The sequence below is a fragment of the Aminobacter sp. LjRoot7 genome (genome assembly GCF_964252895.1).
In the GTDB taxonomy this organism is placed as follows: Bacteria; Pseudomonadota; Alphaproteobacteria; order Rhizobiales; family Rhizobiaceae; genus Aminobacter; species Aminobacter aminovorans_B.
This window is the reverse complement of the sequence record NZ_CAXUPX020000001.1, coordinates 570,798-585,864: the sequence shown is the minus strand read 5'-3', so window position 1 is coordinate 585,864 and position 15,067 is coordinate 570,798. Positions and strand designations below refer to the sequence as shown.

Below are 15,067 nucleotides of genomic sequence, written 5' to 3'. Positions count from 1 at the left end.
CGTCCATGTCTCACCCGGCGATTTCCGTTCCCGTCCGTTCCGCTTCCTGGAGCCGGGGCATTGGCGCCCTTGCCCGCCCTGGCGCATCGTCCAGCGCACCCGGGCCGTAGTGCCCGGAGGGGAACCCTCGGACGGAACCTCCCCGGACCACGAGCCACGTTAGCCCATGGTCGGAAGCGCCGGCCCGCATGCCACCGTCGCGACCGGCGTTCCCGCAGGAGGAACTGGCATGGAGTGTACGGGAGGTTTTCAGGGCGTGGAAAAGAGGGGTGGGGTTATCCACGCGGATTGCTGACAGATGGTGACGGGACAGGCCGGGCCGGAATCAGGGCTCGCGCAGTAGTCGACGCACTCTAGTCGTGTTTCCAATTGCGACAGCATACTGGGTTTACATCATCAAATGATTGATTGTGGATTGACTGATGACAGATGAGTGGCGATGTTGAGTACTACTCCCTTCATGGTGAAGGGGCCGACTTGGGTTATTGGTTTTTTGTCGGTGAATTGTATTGGATGCTTTTGAATGACCAATGAAGTCGAAGCGCACCTGTCGGACATTGATTTTGAGCAGACAGAACCAGATTCGGATGACGAGGCGCTACCTGCGTCCCAATACGAGATTTTCTCTTACCCAGCTGATACCACTCTCAAAGGATACCTTGAGCAATGGAATAATAACCAGCTGTCTATACCTGATTTCCAACGAGAATATGTCTGGGATCAGACGCGGGCAAGTAAGCTTATTGAATCATTTTTGTTGGGATTACCTGTCCCTCCTGTATTTTTGTACAAGCCAGCCGGTTCAAAGTCGTTTTGGATCATTGATGGCCACCAAAGAATCCGAAGTATTGTAGATTATCAGAAGGGAATATTTGGAGAATCTAAATTTCGTCTCAAAGGTGTAGATGATCGTTGGCTTGGGCGAACATTTGAAGAGTTGCCGGAGGATGCTCGATTTAATCTGGAGACGACGGTGCTTCGGGCTGTTGTAATCCAGCAAACGCACCCGGCAGATCATTCAAGTATATTTCATATTTTTGAAAGATTGAATACTGGAGGTATTCGCCTAAATGCGATGGAGGTTCGTCAGTGTGTTTACGCAAGCGAATATTTAAATAGGCTTAAGCAGCTCAACTTGATGAAGTCATGGCGAGATATTCTTGGCGTTGACAAGGCTGATAAAAGGCTTAGAGATAAAGAGCTAATATTACGTGTCATGTCTTTTTACAAAGACCTAGAGGCTTATGATAAGCCGATGAAGCGTTTCCTGAACGATTGTGCGGTTCACTTTACTGCAGCGAAGGGCGGGCAGGGTCAGGCAAAAACTGACGAGATGTCTGAGATGGCTTCCAAATTTAGCATGGCATGCGACTTGATTTTGGCCGAACTCGGGTCGAAGCCTTTCCATCTGCGCGGCAGGCTAAATTTTAGCGCCCTTGACGCGGTTGTAGCGACGCTCATGCGAGCTGGCGATGTTTCCGATTTGAAAGCAAAGTTCCAAAATCTTGTTGCAGACAAGCAATTTCAAGATGATGTTTCGTTTAACACGAGCGACCAGGTTGTTGTGAATCGTCGGTTCGAAGCCGCCAAAAAATACTTGGTTAGTTAATCATGGCTCTCGAAAGAACGTCGGCCGTACTGGATATGATTGAACGCACGGTTCAATCGCGGGATGATATGGGTGCCGTGTCAAATTTTCTAGCACAATACGCGGCCGTTGTATTGTACTCGGAGATGGAAGAGAGAGTTTCCGAGATTGTAAAGAAAAGACTTGGGATGTACTCCCATCCGATCATGGTGTCATTTGTCACATCGACGATGGACGATCTTATTAGGAGGACTCCAAAGTCAGATATTTCAAAGCTTACTGCAAGGTTTGGGGAAGTGTTTAGGGATACCTTTAATGAATTTGTTGAGGACAGGATAGTCACAACATACAGTAATATCATTGCGGCCCGCCATGACGCTGGGCATAAACGAGGATCGAATATTACGATCACAGATGTTCGACATGGGCAGCGCGCGGCAGATCACATTTTGGATGCGTTAAACAAGTGCTTTGATCAGCATTGTAATTAATTGATTTGTGTAAACTTCGCCTTGCGCGACGAAGGGCTTGTTGTCGCAGGCTATGAATGTCTGTTCATCCGCCCCTTCATCTCCACCGCCCATTCCCGCCCTTCATCCCCGCCCCAGAGCAGCCAGGCGATGTGGCCGGCTGAGGGGTTCTGCTCGTTACCGAAATTCTTGCCGCGCTTGTCGACCTCGTGGCGGGCGAAGTAGCTGACCATGCGCTTGATGGTGTGGGGCGAAAGCTCGGTGCGGGCGACAAGCTCCTCGGCGCGGCCGACGCCGATCTCGGTGCCGCCGCGGCCGAATTGCTTCCTCAGGTCGAGGCCCTTGGCGGCATTGTCGGCTACCACCTGCGGCGGGATCAGGCTTGTGCCCGCTGCCTCGCGGCGGATCTCGTCGAACGGGTCGTAGGCGATGGGCATGCGGCGATTCCTGGTTGGCGGGGCAGGGTAGCCGGATGGGGAAGGGATGACGAGGGTGCGAGGCGTGGTAGCGACAGTCTTCGGCAGACTGCCTCCGTGCGTCACTGGTTCTGAAGCCGCCAGCAAGGACTGGCGTGGCGCCAGTCAGTTGGGACCGGGGACGTGCGCTGCTTCGGGTACCCCCCGATCCGCGTTGCGGATCGACCCTCCCCACAAGGGGGAGGGTAAGCTCGCGTCTCACTTCGAGGCGTAGATGGCGCACTTGCCTGTTGTCTTGAGCTTGTACTTCTTGCCGACCGAGTTGCAGCGCTCCAGCGCCTGTTTTTCGGCCGCCGCCTGGGACGGGGCGTTGAGGGAGTCGGCGCAGTAGAAGGCTTCGACGTTGAAGTTCACGTGCGTCTGCGCATAGGCCGAGTGGCCGGGGGCGGCGACGTACTTCTTGTAGGCATCCTTGCATGGGCCGGTGGTCTGGCCGAACTGCGCCGCGTAGCGCTTCTTGCCTTCGCTACCGGCCAGCGAGCCCTTGTCCTTGGCCATCGCCGCGACCGGTGCGGCCACAACCAGAAGTCCTGCCAGCACCGATGCCAGTGCCAGCTGCACGGTTTTCAGCTTCATTCCCCAAACTCCCCCAAGTGAATGAGAAAGATTTATCTGCACTCTATGCGTGTGGGAAGGTGGAAGTGGAACAAATAACGGAGTGCCGACAAAGAAGGTGTCTTTATCTTAGCTATTGCTGTTGTTGTGGTGCTGGTTGCAGACCGCGCGGTGCCCCTGGGAAGCGCTTTAGCTTGTGAATATATTTGGGCGTCGGGACATGTGGTGGCGACACCTTTGTAACTTGCCCGCCACCGCATCTCCAACAATAGCAGATGCGGTGGCGGGCAAGTTACAAAGGTACTGCGCCTCTTACTTGAAGTAGTCCTGCAGCGGACGGACTTCGAGCGAGCCGGCCTTGAGGGCTGCGATGGCTTCGGCGACGGCGGCGGCGCCTGAGAGCGTCGTGTAGTAGGGCACCTTCTGCATCAGGGTGGCGCGGCGGATCGACTTGGAGTCCGACACGGCCTTCTGGCCGTCGGTGGTGTTGAAGACGATCTGGATCTGGCGGTTGCGGATGGCGTCCTCGATGTGCGGACGGCCTTCGAGCACCTTGTTGATCTTTTCGGCCGGCACGCCGTTTTCAACGAGGAAACGCGCGGTGCCGGAGGTTGCCAGCACCTTGAAGCCGAGGCCCGAGAGGCGCTGGACGGCACCCAGGATGCCAGCCTTGTCTTCGTCGCGGACCGAGACGAACAGCGTGCCCGAGCGCGGCAGGTCGACGCCGGCGCCGAGCTGGGCCTTGGCGAAGGCGAGCGCATAGTCGCGGTCGAGGCCCATGACCTCGCCGGTCGACTTCATCTCAGGTCCGAGCAGGATGTCGACGCCGGGGAAGCGGGCAAACGGGAACACCGCTTCCTTGACCGCGATGTGGCCGGGATTGCGCGCATCGGGCTTGGCGCCGTAGTGGGCGAAGGCCTCGTCGAGGCTCTCGCCCGACATGATGCGGGCGGCGATCTTGGCGATCGGCTTGCCGACGGTCTTGGCGACGAAGGGCACGGTGCGCGAGGCGCGCGGGTTCACTTCGAGCACGTAGATGACGCCGTCCTTGATGGCGTATTGCACGTTCATCAGGCCGCCGACATTGAGCGCGCGCGCCATGGCCGAGGTCTGGCGCTCGAGCTCATCGACGAGCTCGGTGGAGAGCGAGTGCACCGGCAGCGAGCATGCCGAGTCGCCGGAGTGGATGCCGGCTTCCTCGATGTGCTCCATGATGCCGGAGACATAGGTCGCCTTGCCGTCGCAGAGGCAGTCGACATCGACCTCGATGGCGCCCGACAGGTAGGTGTCGAACAGCAGCGGGTTTTTGCCGAGCAGGGTGTTGATCTGGCCGGTCTTGTCGTTGGGGTACTTCTGCTTGATGTCTTCGGGCACCAGGCCCGGCACGGTGTCGAGCAAATAGGACTGCAGCATGCCCTCATTGTGGATGATCTGCATGGCGCGGCCGCCGAGCACGTAGGACGGGCGCACGACCAGCGGGAAGCCGAGCTCGCCGGCAACGGTGCGGGCCTGCTCGACGGAGTAGGCGATGCCGTTCTTGGGCTGCTTGAGGTCGAGCTTGTGCAGGAGCTTCTGGAAGCGGTCGCGGTCCTCGGCGAGGTCGATGGCGTCGGGCGAGGTGCCGAGGATCGGGATGCCGGCCTTTTCGAGCGCATCCGCGAGCTTGAGCGGGGTCTGGCCGCCGAACTGGACGATGACGCCGTGCAGGGTGCCGGCGGCCTGTTCGGCGCGCAGGATTTCAAGCACGTCTTCGGCCGTCAGCGGTTCGAAATAGAGCCGGTCGGAGGTGTCGTAGTCGGTCGACACGGTCTCGGGGTTGCAGTTGATCATGATCGACTCGTAGCCGGCCTCGCGCAGCGCATAGGCGGCGTGCACGCAGCAATAGTCGAACTCGATGCCCTGGCCGATGCGGTTGGGGCCGCCGCCGAGGATTACGACCTTCTTGCGGTCGGAGACCTGAGCCTCGTCGGCCACGGCACCGGCGAAGGGCAGCTCGTAGGACGAATACATATAGGCCGTCGGCGAGGCGAACTCGGCAGCGCAGGTGTCGATGCGCTTGTAGACCGGGTGCACGCCGAGCTTTTGACGAGTCTTTTGAACGGCTTCGGCTTCTGTCTTCGTCAAGGATGCGAGACGTGCGTCCGAAAAGCCCATCGACTTCAGCATGCGCAGGTTTTCGGCATCCTGCGGCAGGCCGTGCTCGCGGACGCGGGCTTCCATCGAAATGATGCCGGCGATCTGCTCGAGGAACCACGGGTCGATCTTGCACATGGCGTGCACGTCTTCGAGCGAGGTTCCCATGCGGATTGCCTGGGCGACCATGCGCAGGCGGTCGGGCGTCGGCGTGCCGAGTGCGGCGCGAATGGCGTTGCGGTCGTCGCCGCTGTCGCCGTTTTCGCCGATGCCGGGGATCTCGATCTCGTCGAGGCCGGTCAGGCCGGTCTCAAGGCCGCGAAGCGCCTTCTGCAGCGATTCCTGGAAGGTCCGGCCGATGGCCATGACCTCGCCGACCGACTTCATGGCGGTGGTGAGCACGGGCGAGGCGCCCGGGAATTTCTCGAAGGCAAAGCGCGGAATCTTGGTGACGACGTAGTCGATCGACGGCTCGAACGAGGCAGGCGTCGCACCGCCGGTGATGTCGTTCTCGAGTTCGTCGAGCGTGTAGCCGACGGCGAGTTTTGCCGCGATCTTGGCGATCGGGAAGCCGGTGGCCTTGGAGGCCAGCGCCGACGAGCGCGAGACGCGCGGGTTCATTTCGATGACGACGAGGCGGCCGTCGGCCGGGTTGACGGCGAACTGGACGTTGGAGCCGCCTGTCTCGACGCCGATCTCGCGCAGCACCGCGATCGAGGCGTTGCGCATGATCTGGTATTCTTTGTCGGTCAGCGTCAGCGCCGGGGCAACGGTGATCGAGTCGCCGGTGTGCACACCCATCGGGTCGATGTTTTCGATCGAGCAGATGATGATGCAGTTGTCGGCGCGGTCGCGCACGACCTCCATCTCGTATTCCTTCCAGCCGAGCACCGATTCCTCGATCAGGACTTCGGTGGTCGGGGAGGCGTCGAGACCGCTTTGTACGATGTCGAAGAATTCCTGGCGGTTGAAGGCGATGCCGCCGCCGGTGCCGCCCATGGTGAAGGACGGGCGGATGATGGCGGGCAGGCCGACATGGTCGAGCGCCTGGGCGCCGATCGCCATGCCGTGATTGATGTAGCGCTGCTTGCGGTCGCCTTCGCCGAGGTTCCACTGGGTTTCGAGCGCGTCGAGCGCGGCGTCGAGATTGGCCGGGTTCTCGGCCTTGAGCGCGGCGCGCTCGGCCTCGTGCTTCTTGCGGTCGGCATCCTTGACGTCGGAGGCGTTAGCCAGCATCGAGCGTGGGGTTTCTAGGCCGATCTTGGCCATGGCCTCGCGGAACAGCGAGCGGTCCTCGGCCTTGTCGATGGCGTGCGCGTCGGCGCCGATCATCTCGACATTGTAACGCTCGAGCACGCCCATGCGGCGCAGCGACAGCGCGGTGTTGAGCGCGGTCTGGCCGCCCATGGTGGGCAGCAGCGCATCGGGGCGCTCCTTGGCGATGATCTTGGCGACGACTTCGGGCGTGATCGGCTCGATGTAGGTAGCGTCGGCCAGCTCCGGATCGGTCATGATCGTGGCCGGGTTGGAGTTGACCAGGATGACCCGGTAACCTTCTTCCTTCAGCGCCTTGCAGGCCTGGGTGCCGGAGTAGTCGAACTCGCAGGCCTGGCCGATGACAATGGGACCGGCGCCGATGATCAGGATGGACTTGATGTCGGTGCGTTTTGCCATGTGTACGGTCCGTAAAATATGCCTGCGCGAAGAACCGGGACGGGAGAATCCCGGCCGGTGCGCAAGAAGAGTCAACTAGAGGCTAGGCGGGCCTTATAGGGGAAGGATGGGAAGGGGGGAACCCCAAAAAAACGCTTTTCCTGTACCGGGATGCGGCTTTGAGGCGCGTCGGCTGCGCACATGCCGTACTCGCACAAACAGAAGGGCAGTCGCCGAGGTCAGCGACTGCCCATTTGGAGCGGTATTTGCCTATGCCGCCTGCGTGATGCTGGCGCCGAATTCCTTGAAGCGCTTGATCGCATAGTCCGATTCTACAAGCATTTCGGCGAAGTAGAGGCCGGGTGCCGTCGGTGCCTTGCCGTCGAGGCCGGTCAGCCGCTCGACTGCAAGCGCAACGGCGAGTGCGGTGACCGGTGCCTGGCCCTCGGGATGGACGAATTCATAACGGTTGCGGCCCTCAGTGCCGTCTTTCCTCCTGCCCGAAATGGCGATGGTGATCTCGGTGGAGAAATGCTCGCCGCGATGGCGGCTTGCGGTTTCGCCGAGCGCGAAATCAAACAGTACAGTCTTTGCGCCGGTGGTGACTGGCAGGCTGAAGACGTCGAATGGCGCGTAGGACAGGCCGGGGACCTGCCGGCCGTCGACACTCGTCACGCTTCGGCCTTGTTCGCCAGACGGCTTCCACTGCCATTTGCCGCCTTCGAGGCCCAGGGTGCTGGACATCATGGTGAGGCGGTGGAAGTCGGCTTCGGCGGCGGGGCCGCCCATGTCGTGCTCATCGAGAAGGGCGGTGATTTCGATCGAATCAACCGTCTCGAACTGCTTGGCGAAATGCACGACCGCGAGGCTCGCGGCGCCGCCGAGCCAGCTGCTGCCCATAACGAACGGCGCATTCGCCTTGTGGGCATAAAGCGCTATCTCCGGCCCGATCTCCTGGATGCCGGTCGAGACGCTGAGATAGGGCACCGCGTTGGTCTGGGCGTAGTGCAGGGCATTGAGCGTGTTGTCATAGACGAACATGGCAATGGCGCTGAAGCCTTTGTCCGCCGGTACGCCAAGGTCCTTGCGGCCGAGGTCGATGACGACAGCTTCGGCGTTGCCGATCTCGCTTGCGACGGCTTCGGCCTTGTCGAGATTGCGGCCGCCGATGGCGATGGGGAGTGTGGGGTGCAGCTTGCGCAGCGTGCGGGCGGCAAGGGCGCCGACGAAACCGGAACCGCCGATGATGAGGACGGGCTTGTGCGTTGTCATTTGGGCAATACTCCTCCGTGGCCGCGCGAGGGCGGCGCTCTAATGTCTGGATTGGAATGAGGTGAAGGCGGCGAGCGAACCCGCCGCCTGCTGTCAGTCGAGCTTGACCAGCATCTTGCCGAGGTTTTCACCAGAGAAGAGCCCGATGAAGGCCTGGGGCGCGTTTTCGAGGCCCGAAACGACGGTGTCGCGGTAGGTCACGCGGCCATCGGCCAGCCAGCCGGCCATGTCGGCGATGAACTCCGGCAGGATGTCGAAATGGTCGAGCACCAGAAAGCCACGCATGCTGATGCTCTTGATGACCATCGCGGCGAGATTGTCGGGGCCGGGAACCGGCTTTTCATCATTGTAGCCCGAGATCATGCCGCAGATGGCGAAGCGGGCGCGGGGCTTGGCGACTTCGAGCGCTGCCCTCAAATGATCGCCGCCGACATTGTCGAAATAGACGTCGATGCCTTCAGGCGCGGCTTTTTTCAGCGCCTCGGTCAGGTCTCCCGCCGTGCGGTAGTTGATGACGGCGTCGGCGCCGAGTTCCTCGACCCAGCGGGCCTTTTCCTCCGAGCCGACGGAGGCGACGACGCGGGCACCCTTGAGCTTGGCGATCTGCACGGCCATCGAACCGACGGCACCGGCGGCAGCCGAGACGAAGACGGTTTCGCCAGCCTTTAGCCCGGCGATCCGGAGCAGGCCGACATAGGCGGTATGGCCGGGGATGCCCAACGGGCCAAGCCAGGCTTCGGCCGGCGCCTTTGACGCGTCGATCTTGTTTGCGGTTGAGGCATCGACAAGCACGTGGTCGCGCCAGCCGGAGAAGTGGCTGACCAGGTCGCCGGCCTTGAAGTCGGGGTGGGCTGACTGCTCGACGATGCCGACGGCGGAGCCTTCAAGCGGCTTTCCGATCTCGAAGGGGGCGATGTAGCTTGGCCGGTCGGTCATGCGGCCACGCATGTAGGGGTCGACCGACATGAGCAGCGTCTTGACCAGCAACTGGCCTTCGGCGGGGGCCGGCAAGCTGCGTTCGACAAGCTGGAAATTGTCGGCTCCCGGCAAACCGGCCGGGCGGCTCTTCAGGTGGATTTCACGGGCTGCAATGGACATTGAATTCCCCTATATGTGTAGTCATCTACTAGGTGTAGCTTACTCTTTGTAAGTTACTGATGGTAACATATGTGGCGTGCGGCGATGTTCAAGCCGCAGGCCGAAAAATTTCGGGCCGGATGCGAAGGCGATGACGACTGCAAGTTCGACGAAAAAACTGCCGAAGGCCGAACGGCGCGCGCAGCTGCTGGAAACCGCCCAGGAGATGGTGCGTGAGGAAGGCACCGACGCGCTGACGCTCGCCCGGGTGGCTGAACGGGCAGGGGTGAGCAAGCCGATCGCCTACGAGCATTTTGGCACCAGGGCGGGGCTGCTGATGGCGCTGTTCTCCTCCTACAGCGACCTGCAACTGGAGACGCAGCGCGAGGCGCTTGCCAGCTGCGGCAAGACGCTGCGCGATGTGGCCGGCATTCTGGGCGAGGCCTACGTGCGCTGTGCCAGCCGGGCCGGCCCCGAAGCGGGCGCGGTATTTGCCGCACTTTCGGGCACCGAAGAGATGGACGAGTTTCGCCAGACGCTGCGCAATGGTTATCTCGCCGAGTATCGCGATGCCGTTTCGCGCTTCGTCGATTTGCCAGCCGACATTGGCGAGCCTGTTTTGTCGGGGCTTCTCGGGGCGGCCGAGGCCGTGTCGCGGGATACGGCGGCGGGTCGGATTTCATATGACGACGCAGTTGCCGCGTTGACCGAGCTGTTCACGGCGACACTGGAGCGGTTTCGCCGCTGACCGCGGGCAGTTTTCCAGCGAGGGCTGTCAACAAAACGTCGCTACCTCCGCGTAGGTTCTCAAGTTATACTTGGGGTCTTCAGCAAGGGGGCGGGCATGGTTGATATCCAGACCTTCGGTGAAGTTGAACGTGTCGTTCGTGAAAGGTTGAAGAAAACAAGACCTGAAATAGACACGTCGCTGGCGCGCATCGCCGAGGGCAACCCCCTGGCGGCGGAGCCGGAACGCCGTCGCCGCGTCGAGCGGCTGCAGGTCAAAGCCGACCTGACCCGCGAACAGGCCGAGATGATCTCGACGGCGATCGAGACGGTCGCCGAACCCGCAAAAGCAGGGCGAAAGCCCGCAATGGCGGCGGCCAAGCCGATGGGGCCGGAGGCGATCCAGGGATCGACGCTGGACTTTGTCGGCGTTGCCTTTCTTGAACGCGGGCGCCGCGCGGCCGATGCCGTCGGCCGGGTCGCCTTTCTCAACGAGATGCCGCAGGGCTCCGGCTTCCTGGTCGGGCCGAACCTGTTTTTGACCAATCACCACGTCATCCAGACGGCCGCCGATGCGGCGCGGTTCCAGGTGCAGTTCGACTATGAGCGCGACAAGTTCAACGAGCTCAGGCAGCCGACGTCGTTTTTCCTCGATCCGGATCTGTGCTTCGTCACCGACGACATAGACGGGCTCGACTACACGCTGATCGGGATCGGCCAGCGCCGGCGCGGCCCGCGTGCGCTCGACGAGTTCGGCTTCCTGGTGCTGTCCAGCGCCGGCGACAAGCACATGCTGGGCGAGATCGCCAATGTCGTCCAACACCCCGACGGCCGGCACAAGGAGCTGGTGCTGCGCGAGAACCACCTGGTGGCGCGCGATGAGACGCTGCATGTGCTGCATTATGTCGCCGATACCGAGCAGGGTTCGTCGGGCTCGCCGGTGTTCAACAACGAGTGGGAGCCGATCGCCCTGCATCATTGGGGCGGGCCGTGGCACGAGGTGATGGGCACCGACGGCAAGCCGCTGGCCAAGGAGATCAACGAAGGCATCCGCATCAGCGCCATCGTCAACGACCTGGAGTCGCGGCTTGCCGGCATGGACGCCCGCAGCCGGGCGGCGGTGACGCAACTGCTCGACGTCTGGGAAGAGGCCGGCAGGCTGAAGCTGCAGCCGGTGCCCGAGGGCGCAAGCGAACCGGACCGGGCGGCGGCGAAAGCCGGCAAGGCGCAGTCACTGACATCAGGTGGCGACCGCGAGCCCAAGGTCCGGCTGGGCGACGACGGCTCGGTGACCTGGACGTTTCCGATCGAGATCAGCGTGCGCGCGCCGCTGATGGCACAGGCGTCGACTGGCTTCGCGCCGAAGTCCGGCGAGGGCGAGGTCAGGACGGGTGGTCCAGGGGCCGAGGCGGCGAGCTGGAAGACCGAGAATTTCGACGACCGCGGCGGCTATGAGCCGGGTTTCGTGCCCAGTTTCGTGCTGCCGCTGCCCAAGCATGACGGCGCGCCGGGGCGGGCCGCCAGGAATCTGCTGGCCAAGCCCAGCGACGACCCGTTCGAGCTGCCGTATCACCATTTTTCCGTCGTCATGAACGCCGAGCGACGGCTTGCCTATTTCACCGCCTGCAACATCGACGGCTCCCGCATCAAGGCGGTCAACCGCGACGACAAGACGGTGACCGAGGATCCAAGCCTGAGCGAGCTCGGCATCGAGTCGATCGGCGGGGCGGAAGCCAGCGACGATTTCCGACCCGACCGCCGCGTGGCTCTGGAAGAGCAGATGAACAAGCCCTTCTATGACGCGCAGAAAGTGGCGGGCTTCCCGATTGCGACGTCGAACGAACGCAAGGCGCGGATCTTCCAGAAAGGCCACATCACGCTGCGCGGCGACCCGGCTTGGGGCACCGATGCGGAAGCGGTGGCGGCCGAACGCGACACGTTCTTCTACACCAATGCCGCACCGCAGCTCGGCTTCTTCAACCAGGGCAGCGCGCTCAACCGGCCGGGCTCAAAGGGCAAGCTGCGCTGGCGGGCGGTCGAGACCTATGTGTTGCGCAACGCGGTGACCATGCGCCAAAGGGTGACGGTGTTTGCCGGGCCGGTGTTCGCCGACAGCGATCCTCCCTATCGCTTCGAAAGCAAGGTGCCGCTGAAATTCTGGAAGATCGCAGCGTGGAACGACGGTACTGACCTGCGTTCGATAGCACTTCTCGCCGACCAGGGGCCGCTGATCGAGGTGATGCCTGAAGGCGTGGCGGAGGCGTTTGGCGATGCCGAGGAACTGGCGCGTGTGTCCGAGTTCCTGACGACGGTGGCGCATATTGAGAGCCTGACCGGGCTCGATTTCGGCGTCACCTTGCGTGACGCCGATGTGCGCGTTGGACAGGAGGCGATCGGCAGGCCGGCATTGACGCTGGAGGCAGCGGACCTGGCAAGGCCACGCAAACCGGCGGCAAGGGCGGGCAAAGCCGCGGCGAAGCCGGCACGGGGGGGTGGCGTCAAGAAGGTGTCGAAGCCGAGTCGGCGACGGAAGTAGGCGGGAGCGGAGATGGTGTGCCGTTGGTCGAGACCGCCACGTCCACCTGCCGATGTGGTGGACTGGACGAGGGCGAACAGCCGACTTACTCAGTCCGGCATGAAGCCGGTGCGCAAGGCATGCGCCCATTCCGGCCGGCCGCTTTCCTCGACGCGGCGGGCGGCGGCCTCGTGGTCGTAGGTGACGGCGAGGGCATCGATGCCGACGACCGCGCCTTTCGCGTCGAGCTCGACGAGGCCATAGCGCGCCAGCGGCGAGCCCTGCTCGGAGACATGGGCCGGGGCGGTGTCGTCGCTGTAGGCGGGGATGCCGACGCTGCCCGGATTGAACAGCAGGCGCCCGTCGGAGAGCTGGACGATATCGGCGCGGTGGCTGTGGCCGGCGAGCAGGAGGCGATATTTCGGATCGATCCGCCTGAGGCGGCTTTCGATGACTTTCAGCGGCGCGCGGATGAGCTGGCCTTCGTCGATGACCTCGGAGAGGTAGCGCTCGTCGTGATCCGGGCGGGCGTGGAAGGCGAGCACCGACGGGGCGATCTCCAGCGTCAGCGGCAGTGCCTCCAGCCAGTCGCGCTGGGCGGGCGTCAGGCGATCATGGGCGAAACGGTCTGACGGGCCCATTTCGGCGAGCGGGTCGGTTGCGACACGGCGGTCATGGTTGCCGCGCACCGTCGGCCAGTTCAGGGCCTGCAGCCGTGCTGCCGTTTCGCCGGGCCAGAGCGGACCAGAGACGAGGTCGCCGAGATTGACGACGACGTCAGCGCCGCCACGGCGGGCGAGGTCGGCGAGCACAGCCTCCAGCGCAAGGATGTTGCCATGGATGTCGGCGATGGCGGCAATGCGCATCCTTAGGCCTCGTCGCGCAGGCGCTCGAGTGCGGGCAGTTCCTGTGCCGCGGCGATGATCGAATCGAGCAGGCCGGGGAAGCGACTGTCGAGATCGGCGCGGCGCAATGAGATCAGCCGGCTGGTGCCCGCCACCTCGGTGTGGGTGATCCCGGCCTCGCGCAGCTTGGCGAGGTGATAGGACAAGTTAGTCTTGGAGCCGAACTCGGAAAACTGGCCGCAGCTCACCGCCACGCCCTCGTTGCAAGCGAGGTAACCGACGATGGCGAGTCGGGTCTGGTCGCCGAGCACTGACAGCACGTTGGCGAGGCTGATCTGGTCGAGATTTGGGTGCGGCAAGGACATGGTCGGAAGGTAACGGCGCTTGTTTGTCGGTTCAAGGTTTTGGGCTGCCTGCTGACATGAGGATGGCAGCAGTGGTTCGCCATGCAGATTGACATGACGCTGGGATAAGTTCAATAGTTCAACATATTTTGAACTAAGGACCCTGTCATGGACAAGCGCCTTATCTGGCTGGCGGTCGGCTCGTTCGCGATGAGCACCGTCGGCTTCGTGTTTTCCAGCTTGCTGCCGGCAATCGCCGGCGACGCGCATGTGTCGATACCGTTCGCGGGCTACCTGATCATGGCGTTCTCGCTCGCCTATGCGATCGGCGCGCCGGTGCTGTCGGCGCTGGCCGGCGAGATCGACCGCCGCCGCGTGTTGGCCGCGACAATGCTTGTGTTCGTCTTGGGCAACATCATCGCCGCGATGAGCAACTCCTTCGTTGGCCTTCTGGTCGCCCAGATCGTGATGGGCATGTCGGCCGGGCTTTATGCGGCGACCGCGCAGGCGACCGCCGTGTCGCTGGCCGGCCCCGAGCACCGGGCACGGGCCATTGCCGTTGTCGTCGGCGGCACCACATTCGCCGTGGCGCTGGGCGCGCCGGTCGGCTCGCTGATCGCCACCATGTGGGGCTGGCGCGGCACTTTCGTTGCCATCGCACTGCTCGGCATCTCGTGCGCGGCGATCCTGTGGGTGCGGTTGCCCAGGGGCTCGCGCGGCATCAAGCTGACGCTCGCCGAGCGTTTCACCGCCATTGCACGACCGGGCATCCTGCCATCGCTTTTGGTGACGTTGCTTTACCTCGCCGGCGGCTTCACCGTGATTTCCTACATCGCGCCGCTGGCGCTGGAAGGGGCGGGGCTGCCTGAAATCGCACTGCCAGGCATGCTGCTGGCCTTCGGCGTGGGGGCCGTCATCGGCAACCTGTCGAGCGGTTATCTCGCCGACCGCATCGGCGCGACGCGCATGGTGGTGATCTCGCTGTTGATGTCGTCGGGCTTTTGCATCGCCATTGCCCTGACGTTGAAGCTTCTGCCGCACCATGTCGCCGGCCCGGTGCTGATTGCGCTGATGGTGCCATGGGGCATCATCGGCTGGGCGTTCCCGCCGGCGCAGGCAAGCCGCATCGTCGGCATGGGCCCGGAGGTCGCGCATCTGACGCTGTCGCTCAACGCCTCGGCGCTCTATTTCGGCATCGCCTTCGGCACGGTCATCGGCGGCCGGGTGCTGGAATTCGCCCGGCCGTCCGATCTCGGCCTGGTGGCGGCAGCCTTCCCGCTGGTGGCGCTGGCCGTGCTTGCGGCCAGCAGCAGGTCGATCCGGCTCGCCGCTGCCCGGTGAGGCTGGCCCAACCATCCCGTCGGTCTCCGCTGGGCGAAGCGTCCTAGACGCGACACCCAGCGGAGACCGACG

The 15,067-nt window shown here is 62.7% G+C and carries 12 protein-coding genes; 5 read left to right on the top strand and 7 right to left on the bottom strand.

Going from position 1 to position 15,067, the window contains the following annotated elements:
• Nucleotides 1-523 precede the first annotated feature (523 nt).
• On the top strand, nucleotides 524-1,609 hold the full coding sequence (locus ACSQ3E_RS02775; RefSeq protein WP_436121529.1) for a DUF262 domain-containing protein: 1,086 nt from the start codon (nucleotides 524-526) through the stop codon (nucleotides 1,607-1,609).
• Nucleotides 1,610-1,611: 2 nt separating this feature from the next.
• On the top strand, nucleotides 1,612-2,079 hold the full coding sequence (locus ACSQ3E_RS02770; RefSeq protein WP_436121528.1) for a hypothetical protein: 468 nt from the start codon (nucleotides 1,612-1,614) through the stop codon (nucleotides 2,077-2,079).
• A gap of 50 nt (nucleotides 2,080-2,129) precedes the next feature.
• Here ACSQ3E_RS02770 and ACSQ3E_RS02765 read toward each other — a convergent pair whose 3' ends face one another.
• The 5 genes from ACSQ3E_RS02765 to ACSQ3E_RS02745 form a co-directional block, all read right to left on the bottom strand.
• Nucleotides 2,130-2,495, bottom strand: coding sequence for a hypothetical protein (locus ACSQ3E_RS02765; protein ID WP_436121527.1), 366 nt, complete (start codon nucleotides 2,493-2,495; stop codon nucleotides 2,130-2,132).
• 237 nt (nucleotides 2,496-2,732) lie between these two features.
• Nucleotides 2,733-3,110, bottom strand: coding sequence for a hypothetical protein (locus tag ACSQ3E_RS02760; RefSeq protein WP_436121526.1), 378 nt, complete (start codon nucleotides 3,108-3,110; stop codon nucleotides 2,733-2,735).
• Nucleotides 3,111-3,401: 291 nt separating this feature from the next.
• Nucleotides 3,402-6,896, bottom strand: coding sequence for a carbamoyl-phosphate synthase large subunit (gene carB / locus ACSQ3E_RS02755; RefSeq protein WP_310316517.1), 3,495 nt, complete (start codon nucleotides 6,894-6,896; stop codon nucleotides 3,402-3,404).
• Between the two features lie 249 nt (nucleotides 6,897-7,145).
• Nucleotides 7,146-8,147 carry an NAD(P)-dependent oxidoreductase gene (locus ACSQ3E_RS02750; protein WP_436121525.1) on the bottom strand — a complete coding sequence of 334 codons (1,002 nt, stop codon included), beginning with the start codon at nucleotides 8,145-8,147 and terminating at the stop codon, nucleotides 7,146-7,148.
• Nucleotides 8,148-8,240: 93 nt separating this feature from the next.
• Nucleotides 8,241-9,245, bottom strand: a complete 1,005-nt coding sequence (locus ACSQ3E_RS02745; RefSeq protein ID WP_436121524.1) for an NADP-dependent oxidoreductase — start codon at nucleotides 9,243-9,245, stop codon at nucleotides 8,241-8,243.
• A 130-nt stretch (nucleotides 9,246-9,375) separates the two neighbouring features.
• Here ACSQ3E_RS02745 and ACSQ3E_RS02740 point away from each other — a divergent pair, with 130 nt between their 5' ends.
• Together ACSQ3E_RS02740 and ACSQ3E_RS02735 are read left to right on the top strand one after the other, a co-directional pair.
• The gene (locus tag ACSQ3E_RS02740; protein ID WP_310316529.1) at nucleotides 9,376-9,972 is read left to right on the top strand and encodes a TetR/AcrR family transcriptional regulator; all 597 of its coding nucleotides are present in this window, start codon (nucleotides 9,376-9,378) and stop codon (nucleotides 9,970-9,972) included.
• A gap of 96 nt (nucleotides 9,973-10,068) precedes the next feature.
• The gene (locus ACSQ3E_RS02735; protein ID WP_436121523.1) at nucleotides 10,069-12,486 is read left to right on the top strand and encodes a DNA/RNA non-specific endonuclease; all 2,418 of its coding nucleotides are present in this window, start codon (nucleotides 10,069-10,071) and stop codon (nucleotides 12,484-12,486) included.
• An 89-nt stretch (nucleotides 12,487-12,575) separates the two neighbouring features.
• Here the strand turns inward: ACSQ3E_RS02735 and ACSQ3E_RS02730 are convergent, their stop codons facing one another.
• Nucleotides 12,576-13,331: a metallophosphoesterase family protein gene (locus ACSQ3E_RS02730; protein ID WP_436121522.1), complete on the bottom strand. Its 756-nt coding sequence runs from the start codon at nucleotides 13,329-13,331 to the stop codon at nucleotides 12,576-12,578.
• Nucleotides 13,332-13,333: 2 nt separating this feature from the next.
• Complete coding sequence (locus ACSQ3E_RS02725; RefSeq protein WP_436121521.1) at nucleotides 13,334-13,675, bottom strand: ArsR/SmtB family transcription factor; 342 nt, start codon at nucleotides 13,673-13,675, stop codon at nucleotides 13,334-13,336.
• A gap of 147 nt (nucleotides 13,676-13,822) precedes the next feature.
• Between ACSQ3E_RS02725 and ACSQ3E_RS02720 the strand changes: the two genes are divergently transcribed.
• A complete protein-coding gene (locus ACSQ3E_RS02720) occupies nucleotides 13,823-14,995 on the top strand; it encodes an MFS transporter (protein WP_436121520.1) in 1,173 nt (390 codons plus the stop codon).
• Nucleotides 14,996-15,067 lie beyond the last annotated feature (72 nt).